General features: G+C 45.6%; 19 protein-coding genes. 15 read left to right on the plus strand and 4 right to left on the minus strand.

The window, feature by feature from the left end; all coding sequences use genetic code 11:
• The first annotated feature begins 17 nt into the window (after positions 1 to 17).
• Both OZ660_RS15190 and nspC read left to right on the plus strand, forming a co-directional pair.
• Positions 18 to 1,220 (plus strand): saccharopine dehydrogenase family protein, encoded by a 1,203-nt coding sequence (locus OZ660_RS15190; RefSeq protein ID WP_159626669.1) that lies wholly within the window; start codon positions 18 to 20, stop codon positions 1,218 to 1,220.
• A 95-nt stretch (positions 1,221 to 1,315) separates the two neighbouring features.
• Complete coding sequence (gene nspC / locus OZ660_RS15195; protein WP_274741487.1) at positions 1,316 to 2,446, plus strand: carboxynorspermidine decarboxylase; 1,131 nt, start codon at positions 1,316 to 1,318, stop codon at positions 2,444 to 2,446.
• Between the two features lie 85 nt (positions 2,447 to 2,531).
• Here the strand turns inward: nspC and rsmI are convergent, their stop codons facing one another.
• Positions 2,532 to 3,368, minus strand: a complete 837-nt coding sequence (gene rsmI, locus OZ660_RS15200) for a 16S rRNA (cytidine(1402)-2'-O)-methyltransferase (RefSeq protein WP_226432180.1) — start codon at positions 3,366 to 3,368, stop codon at positions 2,532 to 2,534.
• Positions 3,369 to 3,507: 139 nt separating this feature from the next.
• On the opposite strand from rsmI, the gene OZ660_RS15205 reads away from it, so the two are divergent.
• From OZ660_RS15205 to OZ660_RS15245, 9 genes are all read left to right on the plus strand, one after another.
• Positions 3,508 to 5,457, plus strand: a complete 1,950-nt coding sequence (locus tag OZ660_RS15205) for a penicillin-binding protein activator (protein ID WP_274741488.1) — start codon at positions 3,508 to 3,510, stop codon at positions 5,455 to 5,457.
• Between the two features lie 7 nt (positions 5,458 to 5,464).
• Positions 5,465 to 5,806, plus strand: coding sequence for a YraN family protein (locus OZ660_RS15210; protein ID WP_202262311.1), 342 nt, complete (start codon positions 5,465 to 5,467; stop codon positions 5,804 to 5,806).
• Positions 5,807 to 6,082: 276 nt separating this feature from the next.
• Entirely contained in the window at positions 6,083 to 6,679 is a 597-nt protein-coding gene (locus OZ660_RS15215) for a phosphoheptose isomerase (protein WP_105929513.1), read from the plus strand.
• Positions 6,680 to 6,694: 15 nt separating this feature from the next.
• On the plus strand, positions 6,695 to 7,279 hold the full coding sequence (locus OZ660_RS15220; RefSeq protein ID WP_274741489.1) for a BON domain-containing protein: 585 nt from the start codon (positions 6,695 to 6,697) through the stop codon (positions 7,277 to 7,279).
• Positions 7,263 to 8,678: an MFS transporter gene (locus OZ660_RS15225; protein WP_274741490.1), complete on the plus strand. Its 1,416-nt coding sequence runs from the start codon at positions 7,263 to 7,265 to the stop codon at positions 8,676 to 8,678. The genes OZ660_RS15220 and OZ660_RS15225 overlap by 17 nt, the downstream gene beginning before the upstream one ends.
• Positions 8,679 to 8,793: 115 nt before the next feature.
• Entirely contained in the window at positions 8,794 to 9,384 is a 591-nt protein-coding gene (locus OZ660_RS15230) for a DUF7010 family protein (RefSeq protein WP_274741491.1), read from the plus strand.
• A 17-nt stretch (positions 9,385 to 9,401) separates the two neighbouring features.
• Positions 9,402 to 9,731: a DMT family transporter gene (locus tag OZ660_RS15235; RefSeq protein ID WP_274741492.1), complete on the plus strand. Its 330-nt coding sequence runs from the start codon at positions 9,402 to 9,404 to the stop codon at positions 9,729 to 9,731.
• A 13-nt stretch (positions 9,732 to 9,744) separates the two neighbouring features.
• Positions 9,745 to 10,890, plus strand: a complete 1,146-nt coding sequence (locus tag OZ660_RS15240) for a sensor histidine kinase (RefSeq protein WP_274741493.1) — start codon at positions 9,745 to 9,747, stop codon at positions 10,888 to 10,890.
• Positions 10,891 to 10,905: 15 nt separating this feature from the next.
• Complete coding sequence (locus tag OZ660_RS15245; RefSeq protein ID WP_274741494.1) at positions 10,906 to 11,511, plus strand: response regulator transcription factor; 606 nt, start codon at positions 10,906 to 10,908, stop codon at positions 11,509 to 11,511.
• 36 nt (positions 11,512 to 11,547) lie between these two features.
• On the opposite strand, the gene OZ660_RS15250 is transcribed toward OZ660_RS15245, so the two are convergent.
• The 3 genes from OZ660_RS15250 to OZ660_RS15260 form a co-directional block, all read right to left on the minus strand.
• Positions 11,548 to 11,880, minus strand: coding sequence for a hypothetical protein (locus OZ660_RS15250; RefSeq protein WP_159626635.1), 333 nt, complete (start codon positions 11,878 to 11,880; stop codon positions 11,548 to 11,550).
• Positions 11,881 to 11,894: 14 nt separating this feature from the next.
• Complete coding sequence (locus OZ660_RS15255) at positions 11,895 to 12,128, minus strand: hypothetical protein (protein ID WP_274741495.1); 234 nt, start codon at positions 12,126 to 12,128, stop codon at positions 11,895 to 11,897.
• Positions 12,129 to 12,238: 110 nt separating this feature from the next.
• Positions 12,239 to 14,503: a TonB-dependent receptor gene (locus tag OZ660_RS15260; RefSeq protein WP_274741496.1), complete on the minus strand. Its 2,265-nt coding sequence runs from the start codon at positions 14,501 to 14,503 to the stop codon at positions 12,239 to 12,241.
• Positions 14,504 to 15,213: 710 nt separating this feature from the next.
• On the opposite strand from OZ660_RS15260, the gene OZ660_RS15265 reads away from it, so the two are divergent.
• The 4 genes from OZ660_RS15265 to acnD all read left to right on the plus strand — a co-directional run bounded on the left by OZ660_RS15265 (position 15,214) and on the right by acnD (position 20,808).
• Complete coding sequence (locus OZ660_RS15265; RefSeq protein ID WP_274741497.1) at positions 15,214 to 15,876, plus strand: GntR family transcriptional regulator; 663 nt, start codon at positions 15,214 to 15,216, stop codon at positions 15,874 to 15,876.
• 65 nt (positions 15,877 to 15,941) lie between these two features.
• Positions 15,942 to 16,817, plus strand: a complete 876-nt coding sequence (gene prpB / locus OZ660_RS15270; protein ID WP_159626627.1) for a methylisocitrate lyase — start codon at positions 15,942 to 15,944, stop codon at positions 16,815 to 16,817.
• A 256-nt stretch (positions 16,818 to 17,073) separates the two neighbouring features.
• Positions 17,074 to 18,198, plus strand: coding sequence for a bifunctional 2-methylcitrate synthase/citrate synthase (prpC, locus tag OZ660_RS15275; RefSeq protein WP_071815806.1), 1,125 nt, complete (start codon positions 17,074 to 17,076; stop codon positions 18,196 to 18,198).
• 18 nt (positions 18,199 to 18,216) lie between these two features.
• Complete coding sequence (gene acnD / locus OZ660_RS15280) at positions 18,217 to 20,808, plus strand: Fe/S-dependent 2-methylisocitrate dehydratase AcnD (RefSeq protein ID WP_274741498.1); 2,592 nt, start codon at positions 18,217 to 18,219, stop codon at positions 20,806 to 20,808.
• Positions 20,809 to 21,341: the final 533 nt, after the last annotated feature.

A 21,341-nucleotide genomic window follows, 5' to 3' on the forward strand; every position in this document is an offset into this window, starting at 1 on the left:
ATTAGGGATCAGTTTATATGTCTCGCGTTTTAATTATTGGTGCTGGCGGTGTTGCGTCAGTAACTGTTAAAAAGTGTGCACGTTTGCCACAGCACTTCGACGAAATCTATCTTGCAAGCCGCACGGTATCAAAATGCGAAGCGCTTCAAAAAGAAGTGGGCGAAGATCGTGTTAAGGGTGTATTTGCCCTTGATGCAGACAACGCAAAAGAAGTTGAAGCACTTATCAATGAAGTGAAACCTGATCTTGTCATTAATCTTGCGCTACCGTATCAAGATCTTCCGATCATGGACGCGTGCTTGGCAACAAATACTGATTACCTAGATACCGCAAACTACGAGCCAAAAGACGAAGCTAAATTCGAGTATTCGTGGCAATGGGCTTACCAAAACAAGTTTAAAGATGCAGGAATCATGGCACTACTTGGTAGTGGCTTCGATCCAGGCGTAACTAACGTTTATACCGCCTATGCAGCAAAGCATTATTTCGATGAAATTCATTACTTGGATATCGTTGATTGTAACGGTGGTGACCACGGTCAAGCATTTGCAACTAACTTCAACCCAGAAATCAATATTCGCGAGATCACGCAGCGTGGTCGCTTCTGGGAAAACGGTGAGTGGAAAGAAACGGATCCATTAAGCGTACGTGAAGATTTGGACTACCAGAACATCGGTGTCCGTGCGTCATACCTCATGTTCCACGAAGAGCTTGAGTCGCTGGTTAAACATTTCCCTACGCTAAAACGCGCACGTTTCTGGATGACATTTGGCGATGCATACCTTAACCACCTTCGTGTACTTGAAGGCATTGGCATGACTAGCATTGAGCCAGTAGAATTCCAAGGTCAGCAAATTGTACCGCTTGAGTTCTTAAAAGCTGTGTTACCTAATCCAGGCTCGTTGGCAGAAGGCTACAGCGGTATGACGTGTATTGGCACGTACATCACAGGTATTAAAGATGGTAAAGAAAAAACTATCTTTATTTACAACAACTGTGATCACGCCAAATGTAATGAAGAAGTGGGCGCACAGGCGGTATCTTACACAACAGGTGTTCCCGCTATGATTGGTGCTGCACTGATGCTAAATGGCACTTGGAAAGAAGCCGGTGTATGGAATATGGAACAATTCGATCCAGACCCATTCATGGACATGCTAAACGAACACGGTCTACCATGGCACGTGATCGAGTGTGAAAGCAGCCCTTTCACTAAGTAATACCAATAAGGGGCGCCAAGGCGCCCTTTTGTTTGACTGTTTCGCGATATTACGCAACACCAATACTATTGCAAAATTTATGGAGTTTGACCCCATTGACCGATTTAACGCAACGCACTGACATTCCTTCTCCTTGTTATGTCCTAGAAGAAGCTAAGCTTATTCGTAACCTTGAATTAATGAAGCGAGTTCAAGACGAGTCTGGTGCTCGCATCATTCTTGCGCTTAAGGGCTTTTCAATGTGGTCGTGCTTCGACATTATTAAACAGTATCTGCACGGCGCAACGGCAAGTTCTGTGTGGGAAGCGAAGTTAGCCGCTGAAATGGGTAAAGAAGTTCACGCATACTCACCCGCTTACAAAGCAAATGATGCCAAAGCGCTAGCTTCATTGGTCAATCACCTATCGTTTAATAGCTTGGCCCAATGGCAAGCCCACAAAGAGACACTGGCAAATGTATCACTAGGCTTGCGTATTAACCCAGAACATCAAGAAGCAGATACTCCGCTTTATGACCCAGCGGCACCAGGTTCGCGTTTAGGCATAAGAGCAAGTGAGCTTGAAGGCGTTGACCTTAGTGGTATTGAAGGGTTTCATTGTCACAACTTGTGTGAGTGCGATTCGTTTGCCACAGCGCGAACTCTTCAAGCTATCGAGAAACGCTTCGGTAAGTGGTTGGGTGATCTTAAGTGGTTAAATCTAGGTGGTGGTCACCTTATGACACGAGAAGGCTACGACGTTGAACATCTTATCAACACACTTAAAGACTTTAAGGCTCGCTACCCACATTTAGACGTTATTTTAGAACCTGGCTCTGCTGTGGCGTGGCAAACAGGCCCGTTAATCAGTGAAGTGGTTGACGTTGTAAATAACGACGGTGATATCGCTATTTTGGATATTTCAGCGACAGCTCACATGCCAGATGTGTTGGAAATGCCCTATCGCCCTACCATTTTGGGCGCAGGTATGCCTGATGAAAAAGCCTTTAACGTTAAGTTAGGCGGGAATTCATGCCTTGCCGGTGACGTCATAGATACCTATTCATTCGACAAACCGCTAAAAGCTGGAGACCGTCTTCAGTTTGAAGACATGATGCACTACACCATGGTAAAGACAACTTTCTTCAATGGTGTTGAGCACCCTGCCATCGGCATTTTACGTTCAAACGGTGACTTTGAACTCGTCAGAGAATTTTCTTACGAAGATTTCAAGGGTCGCTTATCGTAGGCCAAAAGAAACGTCTGCGAAAAACTTCGACAAAAAGAAAACCCGCTAAAGCGGGTTTTCTTTTACTCTATTTCGACATTATTGATTACGCTTTAGCATCAAGGCCTGCCTGATATAGCGCATTCTTTTTTAAATTGTAATGACTTGCCACTATCCCCGCCGCCTTCTTAAGCGGAATATGCTCGCACAATGTCATTAACAACGACATCGCTTCACTCGGTATGTCTTGTTCATCAAGTTGCGCAGGCGCAATCATCACGACAAACTCACCTTTTTGGTGTGCTGCATCAGACTCTAAATAATCAATCACGTCTTGTGGCGTGCCACTTACGTAGGTCTCGAATGTTTTCGTCAGCTCTTTTGCAACCACCACCTGCCTTTCACCTAACACTTTTTGAATGGCGCATACCGTATCAAGAATACGTCTAGGCGCTTCGTAAAACACCGTTGTAAATGTTCTATCTTTCAAAGCCGACAGTGCAGTTTCTTTAGCCTGACTCTTAACAGGTAAAAAGCCTTCAAAAATAAAGGTATCAGTGGGAAGTCCTGAAGCACTTAACGCCGTAATAGCTGCGCACGGGCCAGGTAATGCACTCACTGGTATTCCTTGCTCACGACAACGGCGCACGAGTACAAAACCCGGATCACTAATGAGCGGCGTACCTGCGTCACTAATAAGTGCAACGGCTTCTCCGCCTTTTAACCGCTCACACAACATTGCAGCGCGTTTATCTTCGTTGTGCTCGTGTAATGACAGCGTTTTGGTGTCAATGTTAAAGTGTTGCAATAGTCTAGCACTATGACGGGTATCCTCAGCAGCTATCCAACTTACCTCGCGAAGCACCTCGATTGCTCGCGTACTCATGTCATTTAAGTTACCTATTGGCGTGGGAACAATATATAGCGTTGCTGTGTCAGTCATAAAAGTTGTTAAACATGATCAAGTTTGAAAGGGTTGCGATAAGTGTAACACGCCATTGGTCCAGTTTATGCTGGCAAGCGTAGATTTTCACACTGGTTAAGATAAACTTGACCCATATTGATGTAAAAGGAATGAGACTGTGCCTCATATTGGACAAGCTGGAAAATATTTTACGCTCTCTGCAATCACGTCATTGTTGTTGCTTGGTGGCTGTGGCAGCACACCAAAACAAACAAAAGCGCCGAGTGTGGTCACACCGAAACCCGCTGTGCAAAAAGTTGAAGAGATTCTCACCCCAGAGCACAAACTCCTTGAAGCAAAAAAAGTATGGGCTCAATCACGCAATAAAAACCAAAGAGACCTTTTACTACTTCAAGCTGCCGAACTTTACTTAAATGACGATAAGCCAGTGCTTGCTCAGCAGGTCTTGTTTGAAGTAAAACAAGACGGTGTACCAAGCAGTCTTTCCTCGTACTATTCTCTACTGATGGCAAAAGCCTATGCAAGCACATCGAATGCTCCTGTCGATGAACTGCTTGCCTTGCTCGACAATGTTGAAGACTCAGAAGATACGCGCGTGGAAAAAGCGCGCTTACAAACACAGCTCTATTCTCAACAAGGCAACGGCGCAGCCGCCGCTAATAGTATGCTCAAAACGGACTTGTCAGACGAAGACAAAGTGGCGCGCATATGGCGTTGGGTAACGACAGTATCAGCGGAGAATTTAACAACAATAAATAAGCAATACCCCGATCTTGCGCCTTTTATCTCGCTGCGAAAGCTTACAGAGCAATATGCCGCAACGCCGCGCCAACTCGATGCTAACCTCTCTCAATTTAAACAAGTGTATCGTGGCCATGTATTAGCCAATGCCCTTCCTCAAGAAATTATTGAAGCCACCCAACTGCAAGAAACGGGAGCTAACGATATTGCCGTTTTGCTGCCTTTGTCGGGCAGACTGGCCAGAACCGGAGATGTTGTTAAAAACGGTATTATCAGCGCCTACTACAGCGATGTAGAGAAGCGCCAACATGAAAGAGAGTTGCCTCGCCTTCGATTTATCGATACAAACAATGCAGATACCGCTAGTTTGTTGGCTCAACTCGGTGAAACCAAGTTTGTCATTGGTCCACTGCTAAAAGAAACCGTTGAAAGCCTGATACCCGCACTTCCTATGGGCGTAAACGTACTTGCCCTCAATCGCCCAGACGACATTGATAGCGTTACCACGACAAATGCCTTAATTGATAGTGAAAGTGAACTCAACGCAAGCAATGAATTATCGTCTATTGCGCTACCTACTTCGTTGAACTTTTTCAGTTTGGCACCGGAAGATGAAGCTAAGCAATTAGCGGAGTTTATTTTTAATAAAGGCTATCGAGCGCCTATCGTTATTGCAGCGCAAAGCAGCCTTTATCAGCGTATGGACGATACATTTAAAACGCACTGGCGTGAATTGCACAAACAAGAAAACAAGCAGCGGGCAAACATTACCTCGGTTTCTTTCAACGACAGTGGCTCACTGCGTGAAGGTATTACCCAAGCATTGGACGTGGCGCAAAGTAATGCGCGGATAAATCAAATCGAATACATGACCAACGATGAAGTGTACAACATGCCGCGTAGCCGCAGAGATATTGATGCCATTGTTGCGTTCGCTTCTCCTCAAGATACCGAATTGCTAAATCCGATTATTGAAGCCAGTTTAAATCCTTATGATGGAAAGCAAGTGCCCGTTTATGCGACATCGCGCTCCATGGATTACGACAGTGGTAAGAACCAATGGCGCGATTTACAGAATGTGCACTTTATCGACATGCCTTGGCTAATGCCCGAGCATAATTGGAAAGTGCTTGAAAGTGAGGTAGCCAACGCATGGGAAAATCAAAACACCATGCAAAAACGTTTGTTTGCGTTTGGCTATGATGCTTACCAGTTATTGCCTGAACTTGGTATGTTAAACACCCTCAACTACTTAACCCACGAAGGATTAACAGGTACGCTATCAGTGAATACAAAAGGTGAGGTCGTAAGAAAGCAACCTCAAGCTATTATTCGCAATGAAGCGGTACAAATGCTGATGGAGTAAGAAATTCATGTCATTACTGCAAGGGAATGCAGCCGAAGACAAAGCGTGCGAATTTTTAGTGGAACAAGGACTGTCGCTACGTTGTCGTAACTACCGAACAAGACGCGGTGAACTTGATTTAGTTATGCAAGACGGTAACACGATAGTCTGCATTGAAGTGAAATATCGCAAGCAACAACGCTTTGGCAGTGCCATTGAGTTTGTCACAGCCAAGAAACTACACAGAATTCGGGCTGCGTTTGAATTCTATTTGTTAGATAATAACCTAAACTCAACGTCTACCCCTTTGCGCATAGACGTTATCGCCATTGATGGAAGCAACCTTCAGTGGCTAAAAAATATCGGCTGAGCAAGGCTTGCATGGAACTAGGTGGGGGAATACCTCCGAAAACACGCGGTGAACCCATCCATGGGCGCTCCGCCGCTGCATCCATGCAGCGGAGGGTTTTCTACGGTATTCCCCCACCAAGCTCTGCAAGCCTTATCGTAGTTTGTGTAAAGGCGGAGTCTTTATTGCTGTGTACGAGGAAAAGTTTCCCCGCGCACAGGTGCGATGAAGGCCTCCGCCCTGCCACAACGACAGATGTGTCGTCAGCCGTGAGCCTTTTATAAGAGAAAGTGAAGTATGATTGAACAAATTAAAGCGAATTTTACAGAGAGCATTCAAACCAAAATTGCAGCTTCTGAAATACTGCCTGAGTCTATTGAAAAAGCAGCGAACATGATGGTTGAAGCGCTTATTCGCGGTAATAAGGTGTTAAGCTGTGGTAATGGTGGTTCAGCGGGTGATGCGCAGCACTTTTCTTCTGAAATGCTTAACCGTTATGAGCGAGATCGCCCTAGCCTACCCGCGATTGCACTTAGCACAGACACCTCGACACTTACTTCAATTGCTAACGACTACAGTTACGATGAAATTTTTGCAAAGCAGGTTCGTGCACTAGGTCAGCCTGGCGATATTCTTCTTGCCATCTCAACTAGCGGTAATTCACGCAACGTCATTGCAGCGATGGAAGCTGCTCTTTCTCGTGATATGACTATTGTGGCGCTTACCGGTAAAGACGGTGGTGAAATGGCAGGCTTTTTGAGCGAACACGACGTTGAAATTCGCGTCCCGTCAAATCGTACTGCGCGTATTCAAGAAGTTCACTTGTTGGTGATCCACAATTTGTGTGAGTGCATTGATGATAGCCTATTCCCTGCTGATCACGGTGATGAGTAAGAATTAAAAAAAATTATGATAAGCGCTAAAAAAATCGGAACATTAGGGCTATGTGCAGCCCTACTTGTTAATCTGCAAGGCTGTGTTGTTGCCGTTGGTGCCGCTGGCGCAATGGCAGCAAAAGTAGCAAACGACAGGCGAACAGTAGGTACTCAGCTAGATGACCAAAATGCCGACAGTTCAGTGGCGTACCAATGGTCTAAAAGCCAAGCACTAAAAGAGCAAACTAATCTACAAGTTGATGTATATAACGGTGTGGCTTTGCTCACTGGTCAGGCGCCCAATCAAGCGCTAGTCGACGAAGCAGTGCGTCGCGCGCAAGAAGTGTCTTACCTAAAAAAAATTCACAACCAAATTCGACTGGCTGAGCCTATTGGCGCAGGCACTCAAGCGAATGATATCTGGTTAGCTTCAAAAGTAAGAGCCAAAATTGTTGCTGATGAACGTGTGCCAGCCTTGCAAGTGAAAGTCGTTGTACAAGACTCTGAGGTCTTCTTAATGGGCAGATTAACCAATTTGGAGTCTACGACAGCGGTGGACATTGCACGCAATGTCACTGGTGTTGCTCGCGTGGTACGCGCCTTTGAAATTATTCAATAAAGAGTTTGCCACTGCGCTTCTTGTTGCAGGGGCGCTCTTTATGGAAATTTTAGATGCCACAGTAATTACTACTGCGCTTCCTGTGATCGCTGCCGACTTCAACATTCCGGCAGCCCATCTTTCAATCGGCGTTTCTGCATATTTAGTAGCCGTTACCCTATTTATTCCCTTAAGTGGTTATGTCGCCGATCGTTTTGGTGCACGAACAATATTTCTTGCCGCAATTGCTGTATTTACTCTCGCCTCGATATTATGCGGACTGAGCACAAGCCTTGTTGAATTCACGCTAGCGCGCATACTTCAGGGTGTGGGTGGTGCAATGATGGTCCCCGTTGGGCGTTTGGTGGTACTTCGCGACTTACCCAAAGAAAAGCTCGTTAAGACCGTCGCTATTATTACATGGCCTGCACTTAGTGCACCTATTTTAGGACCCGTTCTAGGCGGCTATATTGCTACCCACCTTAGCTGGCAGTGGATTTTTTACATGAACATTCCACTGGGTATTCTCGCAATAATTGCCTCAATGTATTTGTTGAAAAACACGAAAGCCAATGTGGGCCGTTTCGACCTTAAAGGTTTCTTACTTACCGGCGTTGGTTTTGCACTTTTTATGGCCGGAATTGAGTACCTGGCCAGTGCGACAGATGCTTTGTTTGTTGCAATCGGTATTATTCTGACGGGTTTAACGCTCATGTTGCTTGCCATTAGGCATGTAAAACGAGCAGCATTTCCTCTGTTTTCATTTGAAGCAATGGCACATAGAACATTCCGTTTATCAGTATATGGTGGGTCTGTGGTACGCGTTGCTCTTGGAAGTGCGCCATTTCTTGTGCCGCTAATGCTACAGCTAGGGCTTGGCTACACGCCGGTCGAAGCGGGGACCTTACTGTTATGGCTGTTTGCTGGAAACCTTGCTATCAAACCCGCCACGACATGGATAATGAATTCGTTTGGCTTTAAGCGCGTTTTGATTACTAATGGCATACTGATTTCGTTAGGTTTTATCGCCCTTGCCTGTATCACCCATACAACGGCATCAACTACCATAGGCGTCATCTTGTTTATCAACGGGATGACACGTTCAATGCATCTAACCCTGCTAAATACGATTGCGTTTGCTGATGTCCCCACTAATAAGATGCGCGACGCCAATACGTTGGGCGCAATTTTAATGCAAATGAACAGAGGTCTTGGTATCACACTTTCAGCACTTGCCATTGCCGTTGCGACGTTTATCCTTGATCAAACGCCGTCTTCACCAAACTTAGACACCTTTGTTCTGGCTATGTTATTTATGGCATGTGTTGCGTTTGTCAGCATTGCTGACAGCTTGCTGTTGTCAAAAGAAGATGGAGATAGCGTACTGAATAAACGCAAGGCGAAAAAGCAAGTGGCATAACAATCCAAATTAAGTGACTTTTGTCATGTCTTTTTGATGACCTTTGTGAATACTTTCTTAAAACCAAACCCTTCATACTTTTTCCTACGCTTAATTAGCATAATAGGAAAAGACAATGATAGACGCCATTCGCATTTCACCCACCACTCAAACATCCTCACAAACCACATTAACGTTAGAACAAGAACGAACGTTATTTAAACAAAACCGATTCATAGCTATGCCGTTGGCAGGCACTATCGTATGGGCAATGCTTGGGCTCACCGCGCCTTTTGTATCTGAATTTGTTATGACGTGGCTTCTTTACATCGGAACAGGAGCGATTTTCTACCTTGGTGCGGGACTGTCTTACATTACGGGAGAACGCTTCTTTGCCAAAGATAAAGTGACAACAAGCTTTGACCGTCTGTTTTTTGTGGGGTTGATAATGAGCTTAATGGTATTTGGCATTGCCTTACCCGTTGCTGCTATCGACCACACCACAGTACCACTTTCATTGGGCATTCTAGCCGGTTTAATGTGGATGCCTCTTTCATGGGCCATTCAACATTGGGTAGGCTACTTCCACACCATTGCTCGCACCATCTCTATTGTTGCCGTTTGGTATCTCTTCCCTGAAGCCCGCGTTGAAGCAATTAGTACCGTTATTGTCATTATCTACATTATTTCTTTGTACGCATTAGAACGGCGCTATCGCAAACTTTAACGTAGAGGGGAACAAACATGACTTATCTTATTCTCGCTATTGCCATTGTAACTGAGGTGACAGCAACCATGCTGCTCAAAGCCTCAAACGGCTGGGAAAAATGGGCATTTGGTTATAGTGCTATCTTTTTCTACGCAGTATCCGGCATGTTGTTCGCCTTCGTTCTTAAGAATATGGGGGTCGGAATCGCCTATGCCATTTGGTCCGGCATGGGTATAGCACTAATTACAGCAGCCTCCGTGGTATTTTGGAAACAAACATTCGACATCTATGCCGTGCTGGGTATTATATTAATTATCTCGGGCACATTATTGATCACCAGTAAATCTGCTGTTGTATTTCAGTAAGGACGAAATACTTGTGTTAAACAATGCATCCTCTGCACACCGTGAAAGCGTAATGCCACTCTTAGCCAGTGGTCGCAAAAAACGTTGGTCATACAGCAGCTTATTTTTTTCACTATTCTATTTTGTGCCTCTCGTTCTCTCTATGCCACTCCCAAGTTCGGTGTGGCTTTTGCAACTGGGCGGCTATGGCCTTTTTGTCGCGATATATATTCGTGCTATAAACTCGCCGCCTCAGGTTCTGCCCTATTTTTTATCCTTTTTACTCCTACTTGGTTACGCTGTCAGCTTTCAAAACCCTGGCGGTGCAATAATTTTCGGGTTTGTCGGCTTTATTATTGGCTACTACTACACGTTGCAAAAAGGCATTGCCTTTATTTCCCTAATTGCTCTCTCACTTGCACTACTTCAGCTTTATATTTTTAAGGAGCAAGGCTGGTATCTGCTGGCGGCAACGATCAACAGTGTGGTTCTTTTTGGTTTTGGAGCGATGGAAAGGAAAGAAACTGAATTTCAAATGAAAGAGGCGAAGCACGCAGAATCAATGAAGACACTATCAGCCATTGCTGAACGAGAACGTATTGGGAGGGACCTTCACGACGTGGCAGGCCACGCACTTAGCTCCATAGCACTAAAAGCACAATTGGCCGATAAGCTACTTAGTAAAAACGAGCTCACCTTAGCGCAGCAGGAAGTAAAGGCGCTAGCGACGCTATCGCAATCTCTGCTCAGTGATATTCGTTATGCAGTTTCTGATATTAAACACTTATCGCTTAGTGACGAAATTGCCAAAAATATCGCTTTGCTGGAGGAAAATGGGTTTGAAACTAGTTTCGATGTGGCAAAACAGCTAGCAAATACGCTTACATCAATGGAAGAGTCGCAACTTTCGCTCATTATTAAAGAACTTACCACGAATACGCTTCGTCACTCGAAAGGTAAAAGCGTGTCGTTAATACTAGAGTACTTTGAAACTGCAATCATCCTTAAGTATTTTGACTATGGTAGAGAAAACGCTCAACTTTCGGTTATCGAAGGCAATGGATTAACGGGCATACGCGAACGCGCAAACACAATTGGTGCCGAGGTTGTATTTAGCACCTCACCAGACTGTGCATTTCACTGCGAGCTTATATTGCCTCACAAACTAGTAAGCGACTAAAAAGGATTGCGCTGTATGACCACTATTCTCGTTGTTGAAGATCAGTCACTGGTACGTGACGCAATTGCTATGTTACTTTCGTTAGAAGAAGGGTTTGATGTGGTGGGTAAATGCAGCAATGGACAGGAAGCAATCACTTACCTAGAGCACCATGAAACACCAAACGTTATACTGAGCGATATAGAAATGCCTCAAGTAACAGGGCTAGATGTCGCAAATCATGTGGCAAGTAAGGCGATAAATACCTGCGTTGTATTGATGACGACCTTTGCCAAACCTGGTTACATTAAGCGAGCACTCGCTTCTGGCGTAAAAGGGTTTATTTTAAAAGAGTCTGATAGTGACTACCTAATCGACGCAATACACAAAGTAACAAGAGGGGAAAAGGTCATCTCGCCAGAGCTCGCTATTATGGCCCTCGATGACAAAAACCCACTTTCGCCAAAAGAAATGTCAGCCCTTAAACTTGCTTCAGACGGCCTAAAAACACGGGCAATCGCACAGCAGCTTTTTCTCTCAGAAGGTACTGTGCGTAATTATTTATCGGAAGCTATCTCGAAACTAGACGCAACTAATCGCGTAGATGCAGCGCGCATTGCCAAACAGAAAGGATGGCTGTAATACACGTTTAGATAGGACACTTGCGGCTATAAGGTACTAAAACCAAGGCTGTGAAATAGTGGTTGTAGGTTTCATATTAAGTTTTTCAGCCAGTCCATTTAATACTCTGGATGGACCGTATACCTGACCATGCGCTTTCATTGTCCAAATGCATGTCAGAATGCTCGTCCCTTTTTTTAGTATACACTCCCATTTCGGTGTATCTTCTTGTAGACGAACATAATCGTCTTCAATTTCCCACCCACTGTCGACGTAATCAACGATAAGCTGTTCAAATTGCGCAAAAGGGATCGACTGGATAATCACCCAATCACTTTTTCTAAACTTTTTTTCAAGGCTCGATTTTTTGAAACCCGTCAACAGTCCCATGTTACTGCTCCATATTAGTTTTTCGACACCGTACCCATCATTTGGCCAAACGGAGATGGGCATGAGCACGACGCTCCTACCATGTCGCTGCCTGCCAACGGGCATGAGCCATGCTCTCCGCTTCCACTAAAGCGGCATACGCTACCAAATTCAGTTCTTTCGACCGTTTGTCGCGCGGTGTTCGACTGGTCAGTATGCGTGCAGCCAACCAGTCCTATTGTCAATAGTAACCCTGCTATTACGCGCATACTCACTCCCTGAATTAATCTTCTAGGAATTTAAAACTATGCTAAATAGTGCTAGAAAACAAGCAAAAAAAAGCCGGTTTAAAACCGGCTTTTTCTCAATTATCTATCTCTTAGAACTCAGTAGAGAATCTCACACCAAATTCACTTGCATCGTTGCTTAGAATTTGAAGGATGTAATCACCTGTATTCAAACGCGCATTGTCATAACGCTCATCAAAGATGTTACGGCCGTAAAGCGCTACGGTGTATGCATCGTTTGCTGGCGTGTACGCGATATCAAAGTTAACAAGTTCACGGCTATCAAGCTCGGTCATACGCTCTGGCGCAGATGTTGGCTCACCGTACATTTCTGAACGATAAGAGTAGTCAGCGCGCACGCGAATTGAGTCGCCGCCATCAAGTTCAAAGGTGTATTGAGGACCAATGGCAAGTGTTAGGTCTGGCGTAAGTGGGGCAACCGGGCTAAAACCAGCCTGCTCTTCAACGTCTACGTCCATATAACCAATGCTGGTCATCACGCTAAAGTTGCCGTAGCTAAACGTAGCGTCAGCTTCAATACCACGAGAAGTTTGTTCTACAACTAGGTTAGCAGTATCAAAACCACCTTCACTTACACGGCTTACCTGATAAGGTAGGTCTTCAAACTCAGTGTTGAATACCGCGATACTCATATCGAAATATTCGTTTACACGACCTTTAATACCCACTTCGTAGTTAGTCGCAGTAATGTTATCTGATGCTGTAAAACAGTTGTTTGCACGAACCGCCGCTTGAGCGCCTTCGATATCATCAAAACCACCAGCACCAAAGAACTGACCAATTAGGCAGTAAGGGCGCGCAGGGTATTGACCTGATTGATAGCCAGACTGAATCGTTGCATAACCAGTCATGCCATTCTCAAACGTGTAGTTTGTGGCAAGTTCCCACGTTACTTCGTCCCAATCGTTTGAATCGAAAATAGTACCTAGTGGGCCAAATACGTTTGCTGACGCGTCTTTCTCATCTTTGGTATAACGAAGACCACCAGAGATGCTCAACTCGTCGTTAATGTCATGACGAACGTTAACATAAGCGGCTTTCGATGTTGTTTCTTGGTCGAGTGCTAAAAGGTTTGGACCACCGTCGAAGTTTGAGTCGTCACCTTGACGGTTGCTACCTTCTTCGTTGAAGTAGTAAAGACCAGCTACGAAGTCAGTGTACTCGTTAATGTAACCGTTAAGCTGAAGTTCAACAGAAGTTTGATCTGCTTCTCCGCGCTCTGGGAATTGATCAAGCGAGAAAACCGTACCGTCATCATCAAGACCCGCTTTGTACTTAGAGGTACGTTGGCTTGCTACAACTTTCGCTGTGTAATCTTCGTTGATATCCCACTCAGTAGTAAGTGAAAGGCCACGAGCTTCATTTGATACAGACGTTACTGCAGCAGTACCTGTTGCATTGTCATAACGGTCATAACCTTCTGGGATAACGTCAGAGTTGCGAAGTTCTACACCTAAACCGTTACCACCACCGAAGTAACGCGCAGAGCCTACTTCATCAATAAGTACAGTGTACGGGCGAAGACCGCCGTCACCATTGTTTGCATCAGCAGTTAGTACCATACGGAAGTCGTTTGAAGGCTCCCACTTAACTGACACACGACCAGAAATATCTTCTGTTTCACCCACATCGTATTCAGCGTTAGGTACATTGATGAACTCACCAAGGCCGTCGCGCTTGTTAAATGACAGGTTCATGTTGAACGCTAACTCATCTGACAAACCGTGGTTAACAAAAAGATCAGCTTTTACGCGACCACGAGTACCAAACTCAGTGTTGATTTTAGTTACGTCGCCTTGATCAGGTTCTTTAGTGATGATGTTAATTGCACCACCGATAGAGTTACGACCGTATAGTGTGCCCTGTGGACCACGAAGTACTTCGATACGCTCGATGTTGTTAAGGCTCCAGTTTTGACCAACTTGGCGACCTAGGTAAACACCATCAACATAAACACTTACACCTGGATCAGTGGTAATAAGGTGGTCTTGAAGACCGATACCACGAATAAACGGGTTAACTGACGACGTGTGACCAGCAGAGAAACCGGTTACGTTTAGGTTTGGTACGAACTTACCTACGTCTGTTAGATCAGTGATGCCTTGTTCAGCTAATTTGTCACCGTCGAATGCACTCAAGGCAATCGGTACTTCATAAATAACTTGGGGACGCTTAGTAGCGGTAACGGTAATGGCTTCGAACTTTTGCTCTTCTGTCGCTTCTGCTTCTTGCGCTACGGCAACATTCGTAAGAGCTGGAACGGTCATCGCTACTGCAAGTGCGACAGGCGAAAGCTTACTGGCGAGTGTCTTAGACACGTCAGTATTGGTTTTCATGGTGTAACCCCTTTGCTTGAGTGTTAGGTATTTAATCTATTTATCAATTGCTTCAAGTTCTTCTGTGGAACTTTTGCAACCCAAACTCGAGGGGATAGTAAGAGGAGCAGCAAAGTGCTTAATGCTGATTTCAGGCAATAAAAAAGTAAGTTGCAATGAAAAATTACAGACTTACTTTCAATAATACTTCGCTTTAAAAGTGGAAGTTACCTTTACCAGCCCTCAATATCTCAGTGAAAGAGTTTAGGCTTGAAGACTGGAACGGTATGATACCGACATGTTTCTATATTGGAAAGTGAAATATTACATTTTCACTAAACTATTCTTTCAAAATTAGACTAATTGGTTAAATTTTACATTTCACTAACAACACTCACAAAAATAAAATAAACCTATATCTTTCATAATGATACAAAAAAAATCGGTATCAACCTCTCTAATATCACTCAGCGCTTTAATACTGACCAATTGGGCAAAATTACGACACCTATTTACTCGTATCTACAACTGCAAATAGTAGAGCATGCTGACCTTTTCGACCCAATTTTTTATTCATTCTAGATAAATTGAAGCTAAGCAAGTTTAACGAGGCAACTGCTTATCACATAAACTGCCCACGCCACACTTTGTCGACAATAAAACCCTCAAACATTGAAAATTGAGTTTTAAGAGGCTATATTGTCGACATTCCAGCAAGAAAATTTAAAACCGTGATCAAAATTACCGAACAAGCAATAACGAATGCAGACAAAACCTTCTTCAAATTGAGAAAGGATATTGTTGAGGGTGTTATTGCTGCTGGCAGTAAACTCAGTGAAACAGAATTGTCGACAAAGTACGAAGTCAGTCGTGCTGTCATCCGTGAAGCTATTAATCGCCTTGCTACCTGTCATCTTGTTGAGCGTAAAGCTAACGTGGGTGCCCGCGTGGTGGCGCTATCTCCCGAAGGTCTTATTCAGCTATATCAAGTGCGCGAAGCATTAGAAGGCATGGCTGCGCGATTAGCCGCTAGATATATGACTGACGAAGAAATTGCGGATATGCAGTCGTTGCTGGATAGTCATTTTGACAAGGTAAAAGACAGTCATAGCTATTACCAAGAAGCTGGCGACGTAGACTTTCACTACCGTATTGTGAAGGGTAGTAAGAACGATCATCTAATAAGTGTGCTTATCGACGGACTCTATCATCTTGTGCGCATGTATCGCGTGCAGCTAGGTATGGCAGGCCCTCGAGTCAGCACCGCGTTTGACGAGCACAGACACATTGTTAACGCCATTGCCAATCGCGACGAAGAACTGGCGGAAATGTTAATGCGACGCCATATTCTTTATTCAAAAAATAATATCGAGAAGAAGCTCAATCATGACTAACACCTTAAAGGCTTCTTTGTATCCAATTCACCTCTACCCTACTTTCAAATAAGTGAGTGACAATCATGAGTGCAGGAAAGAAATTCAGAACCGCCTTAGAGAACAATAAACCTCTACAAATTGTAGGTACAATTAATGCCTACACCGCCATGATGGCAAAGGCCATTGGCCACCAAGCTATCTACCTTTCGGGTGGCGGCGTAGCCAATGCGTCATACGGCCTACCCGATTTGGGCATGACGTCACTTAACGATGTAATTGCAGACGTACAGCGCATAACAAGCGCGTGTGACCTTCCACTTATGGTAGACATCGACACGGGTTGGGGCGGCGCATTTAACATTGCTAAAACCATTCGCGACATGGAAAAAGCAGGCGCGGCGGCAGTTCATATGGAAGACCAGGTTGCTCAAAAACGCTGTGGTCACCGCCCAAACAAAGAAATTGTTAGTACAGAAGAAATGGTGGACCGCATTAAAGCCGCAGTTGACGCCAGAACTGACCCAGACTTTTTCATCATGGCCCGCACTGACGCATTCGCACAAGAAGGTTTAGACAAAGCCATTGAGCGCGCAAAAGCCTACGTAGCAGCAGGTGCTGACGGCATATTTGCAGAAGCAGTTCAAACTGAAGAGCACTACCGCGCATTCTCAGAAGCATTAGACGTACCTATCCTTGCCAACATTACTGAGTTCGGCAAAACCGAACTATGGAACAAAGAAGAGCTTGGCGAATGGGGAGCAGACATGGTGCTTTACCCATTAAGTGCATTCCGCGCCATGAATAAAGCAGCAGAAATGGTGTACAAATCTATACTTGAAAACGGTGACCAAAAAGCCGTTGTCGACAGCATGCAAACACGTATGGAATTGTACGATTATCTTGGCTACCACGAATACGAGCAAAAGTTAGATGCCCTATTCGCACAAGGCAAAAATTAGAACCAATACGACCCAGCTGTGAACGAGTGGGGTGCGAGGCACCATTGGACCGGGAGCGATACGTAGGGCGTTACCACGCCGTGAACCCATCCATGGGGGCTCCGCCTCGGCATCCATGCCTCGGAGGGGTAACGCCCTACGCACCGCCCCCACTCTCTCGGTGTCTCGCACCCCACTCAAAGCTGAGTATTTCGCTTTTTATTTTAAATAGAGTTTTTAAGTACCTTACAAATTACACAAGACCGGAGACAACAAGATGGCTAAACAGTTAAGTGGCGCGGGTTTACGCGGCCAAGTTGCAGGTAAAACAGCATTATCAACCGTAGGTAAATCAGGTTCTGGTTTAACGTATCGCGGTTACGACGTAAAAGACTTAGCGCAAAACTGTCAATTTGAAGAAGTAGCGTACCTTATTTTAAAGGGCAAGCTACCTAACCAGTCTGAACTAGACGCTTATAAAACTAAACTTCGCGGCATGCGTGGTCTTCCAACAGCACTGAAAGAAGTATTAGAACGTATTCCGAAAAATGCCCACCCAATGGACGTACTTCGCACAGGTTGTTCAATGCTAGGTAACCTTGAAATGGAAACCAGCTTCGATGAGCAGCAAGACGTAACCGATCGTATGTTGGCATGTTTCCCAAGCATCATTTGTTACTGGTACCGCTTTTCGCACGACGGCGTGCGCGTAGACGTTGAAACCGATGACGACTCAATTGGTGGCCACTTCCTTCACATGCTTCACGGCGAAAAACCACGTGAACTGCATGAGCAAGTCATGCATGTATCGCTAATTCTGTATGCAGAGCATGAATTTAATGCGTCGACCTTCACTGCACGTGTTTGTGCTTCAACCTTATCTGATATGCATTCTTGTGTAACCGGTGCTATCGGTTCACTGCGTGGTCCACTTCACGGTGGCGCTAACGAAGCCGCTATGGAAATGATTGAAGGCTTCACTTCACCTGATGATGCTGAAGAAAAAATGATGGGCATGCTTGAGCGCAAAGAGAAGATCATGGGCTTTGGTCACGCAATTTACTCTGAGTCTGACCCGCGTAATGAAATCATTAAACAATGGTCTGAAAAGCTAGCTGCCGATGTGGGCGACGACGTGCTTTACCCTGTGTCAGTTCGCTGTGAAGAAGTGATGTGGCGCGAGAAGAAGCTATTCTGTAACGCCGATTTCTTCCACGCGTCTGCGTACAACTTTATGGGTATTCCTACACCGCTATTTACTCCAATCTTCGTAATGTCTCGTCTAACAGGTTGGGCGGCACATGTTATGGAACAGCGCGCTGACAACCGTATTATTCGTCCATCAGCAGAATACACAGGCGAAGAACTACGCCCAGTGCCAGCTATTAGCGAACGCGCCTAAGATTAAGGTTGGGGTTTTATGAATATTGATTACCGTAAACCGCTTCCAAACGCAGGTATCGATTTTTTCGATACCCGTGAAGCGGTAGATGCTATTGAACCAGGCGCCTATGCCAAGCTACCTTATACATCGCGTGTACTGGCTGAAAACTTGGTGCGCAAATGCGCACCTGAGATGCTCACCAACTCGCTTAAACAGCTTATTTATCGCAAGCGCGACTTAGACTTTCCGTGGTTTCCTGCTCGCGTGGTGTGCCATGATATCTTAGGGCAAACGGCACTTGTAGACTTAGCAGGCCTTCGCGATGCTATTGCAGCAAAAGGCGGCGATCCGGCCAAGGTTAACCCAGTAGTACCAACGCAGCTGATAGTGGATCACTCGCTAGCGGTAGAGCACGCTGGCTTTGAAAAAGACGCGTTTGAAAAGAACCGCGCTATTGAAGACAGACGTAACGACGATCGTTTTCATTTTATCAACTGGACAAAAACCGCGTTTAAAAACGTAGATGTTATCCCTCCGGGTAACGGCATCATGCACCAAATCAACTTGGAGCGTATGTCACCGGTTATTCAAGCTCGCGATGGCGTTGCTTTCCCTGACACATTGGTAGGTACCGACAGCCACACGCCGCATGTTGATGCACTTGGTGTAATTGCCGTAGGCGTTGGTGGCCTTGAAGCGGAAAGCGTTATGCTAGGCCGTGCGTCTTACATGCGTCTGCCAGACATTGTAGGTGTTGAGCTAACGGGCAAACCACAGCCAGGCATTACTGCAACCGACATTGTATTAGCATTAACAGAGTTCTTGCGTAAAGAGCGTGTGGTATCAGCGTATTTGGAATTCTTCGGCGAAGGTGCATCGCATCTTACGCTAGGCGACCGCGCTACTATTTCGAACATGACACCGGAATACGGCGCCACTGCCGCTATGTTCTACATTGACCAGCAAACCATTGATTACTTACGCCTGACTGGGCGTGAAGAAAAGCAAATTGCATTGGTTGAACAATATGCCAAGCACACTGGTTTGTGGGCAGATGACTTAGCAACAGCAGAATACGAACGCGTGCTTACGTTCGACCTTTCTGCCGTTGGTCGTAACATGGCAGGCCCTTCTAACCCTCACGCTCGCTTACCTACCAGCGACTTAGAAAGCCGCGGCATTGCTGCCAAATGGGATGAAGAAGAAGGCAAAATGCCTGATGGCGCGGTTATTATCGCGGCTATCACCAGCTGTACCAATACATCTAACCCGCGCAATGTTATTGCGGCAGGTCTGCTTGCACGCAACGCAAACCAGCGCGGTTTAACCCGTAAACCATGGGTAAAAAGCTCATTAGCACCAGGCTCTAAAGCCGTTAAGCTTTACCTTGAAGAAGCTAACCTAATGAGCGAGCTGGAAGATTTAGGCTTTGGCGTTGTAGCATTTGCCTGTACTACCTGTAACGGCATGAGCGGTGCGTTAGACTCGAAAATTCAGCAAGAAATCATCGACCGCGACCTTTACTCAACAGCAGTGTTGTCGGGTAACCGTAACTTCGACGGCCGTATTCACCCGTATGCTAAACAAGCATTCTTGGCATCGCCGCCACTAGTAGTAGCGTACGCTATTGCCGGTACCATTCGCTTTGATATTGAAAAAGACGTTTTAGGTACCGACAAAGACGGCAACCCAGTCACGCTTAAAGACATTTGGCCAAGCGACGAAGAAATTGATGCCATTGTAGCGAAGTCAGTGAAGCCAGAGCACTTTAGAAAAGTGTACGAGCCAATGTTCGACTTAAGCGTTGATTACGGCAAAGACATTAACCCACTTTATGACTGGCGTGAAATGAGCACCTACATTCGCCGTCCACCCTATTGGGAAGGCGCAATGGATGCAGAGCGCACCATGAAAGGAATGCGTCCGCTGGCTATTTTAGGTGACAACATTACTACCGATCACCTATCGCCTTCAAACGCTATTCTAGCCAGCAGTGCAGCGGGTGAATACCTTCACAAAATGGGCTTGCCTGAAGAAGACTTTAACTCGTACGCCACACACCGTGGTGATCACTTAACCGCACAACGCGCTACCCTTGCTAACCCGAAAGTGTTCAACGAGATGGTGCTAGAGAACGGTGAAGTGAAGCAAGGCTCTCTTGCCCGCGTTGAGCCAGAGGGCCAAGTGATGCGCATGTGGGAAGCGATTGAAACCTACATGAACCGCAGACAACCGCTAATCATTGTTGCTGGCGCCGACTACGGTCAGGGCTCGTCTCGCGACTGGGCAGCTAAAGGCGTACGTCTTGCTGGTGTTGAAGTCATTGTGGCAGAAGGCTTTGAGCGTATTCACCGCACCAACCTTATTGGTATGGGCGTGCTACCGCTTGAGTTTAAACCTGGCACAACGCGTAAAACCCTTGAGCTAGATGGCACAGAAACGTACGACGTTAGCGGCGAACCTTCACCAGGTGCAACATTGACACTCGTAGTTAACCGTCAAAACGGTGAGCAGCTAGAAGTGCCTGTAACCTGTCGTTTAGATACTGCAGAAGAAGTCTCTATTTACAGCGCAGGCGGTGTATTACAGCGCTTCGCCAAGGACTTCTTGGAAGCTGAAGCTAGCTGATTCCGTTAGCTTAGCTAGGAAGAACTGAGCCGTTTACGGGACACGCCGTAAATACTTCCATGTAGGCTCCCAATTCGCATCCATGCGAATTGAGGGTCCCGAAACCGACTCAGCACTTCCTTTGCTATCTAGCTGTTGGACGGAGGAAGTGTCAGCTCGTTTAGCTTTTTAGTTTAGAGAGAGTTTAGAGACTCTTTTGAAACCTCCGAGGCGTATGCTCCCACTCTCCTAGAAGTGTTTGGTACTTTTGGAAGGAAGTTGGTTGCGATTAAAAACTTCGGAGCGTAAACCTCTCCTCTCTAAAAAGTTGATTACCTTTGAGTGGAAGTGGGTTGCGATTTGAAACCTTCTAACCGCGAGGATTCGGCTGGGGAGCGCACACGAACGTGTTCACAGCGTGTTTCAAATCGCGAACAACCTTACTTCTCTCCAGATAAAATGGTTTTTAATTGAAGAGAGTGTTGAGGCACGGTTACAACCTTCGGGGCTTAGACCTCCCCTCTCGAAAGAGTTTATTACTTTTGGGTGGAAGC

Origin of the sequence: Alteromonas sp. 009811495 (genome assembly GCF_028865455.1) — a bacterium.
Lineage (GTDB): Bacteria > Pseudomonadota > Gammaproteobacteria > Enterobacterales > Alteromonadaceae > Alteromonas.

Excerpts from the sequence above, each read along its gene's own strand:
- OZ660_RS15190 (WP_159626669.1), top strand. The coding sequence starts at position 18 with ATGTCTCGCGTTTTAATTATTGGTGCTGGCGGTGTTGCGTCAGTAACT.
- rsmI (WP_226432180.1), bottom strand. The coding sequence starts at position 3,368 with ATGACTGACACAGCAACGCTATATATTGTTCCCACGCCAATAGGTAAC.
- OZ660_RS15210 (WP_202262311.1), top strand. The coding sequence starts at position 5,465 with ATGTCATTACTGCAAGGGAATGCAGCCGAAGACAAAGCGTGCGAATTT.
- OZ660_RS15215 (WP_105929513.1), top strand. The coding sequence starts at position 6,083 with ATGATTGAACAAATTAAAGCGAATTTTACAGAGAGCATTCAAACCAAA.
- OZ660_RS15220 (WP_274741489.1), top strand. The coding sequence starts at position 6,695 with ATGATAAGCGCTAAAAAAATCGGAACATTAGGGCTATGTGCAGCCCTA.
- OZ660_RS15230 (WP_274741491.1), top strand. The coding sequence starts at position 8,794 with ATGATAGACGCCATTCGCATTTCACCCACCACTCAAACATCCTCACAA.
- OZ660_RS15235 (WP_274741492.1), top strand. The coding sequence starts at position 9,402 with ATGACTTATCTTATTCTCGCTATTGCCATTGTAACTGAGGTGACAGCA.
- OZ660_RS15245 (WP_274741494.1), top strand. The coding sequence starts at position 10,906 with ATGACCACTATTCTCGTTGTTGAAGATCAGTCACTGGTACGTGACGCA.
- OZ660_RS15250 (WP_159626635.1), bottom strand. The coding sequence starts at position 11,880 with ATGGGACTGTTGACGGGTTTCAAAAAATCGAGCCTTGAAAAAAAGTTT.
- OZ660_RS15255 (WP_274741495.1), bottom strand. The coding sequence starts at position 12,128 with ATGCGCGTAATAGCAGGGTTACTATTGACAATAGGACTGGTTGGCTGC.
- OZ660_RS15260 (WP_274741496.1), bottom strand. The coding sequence starts at position 14,503 with ATGAAAACCAATACTGACGTGTCTAAGACACTCGCCAGTAAGCTTTCG.
- prpB (WP_159626627.1), top strand. The coding sequence starts at position 15,942 with ATGAGTGCAGGAAAGAAATTCAGAACCGCCTTAGAGAACAATAAACCT.
- prpC (WP_071815806.1), top strand. The coding sequence starts at position 17,074 with ATGGCTAAACAGTTAAGTGGCGCGGGTTTACGCGGCCAAGTTGCAGGT.
- acnD (WP_274741498.1), top strand. The coding sequence starts at position 18,217 with ATGAATATTGATTACCGTAAACCGCTTCCAAACGCAGGTATCGATTTT.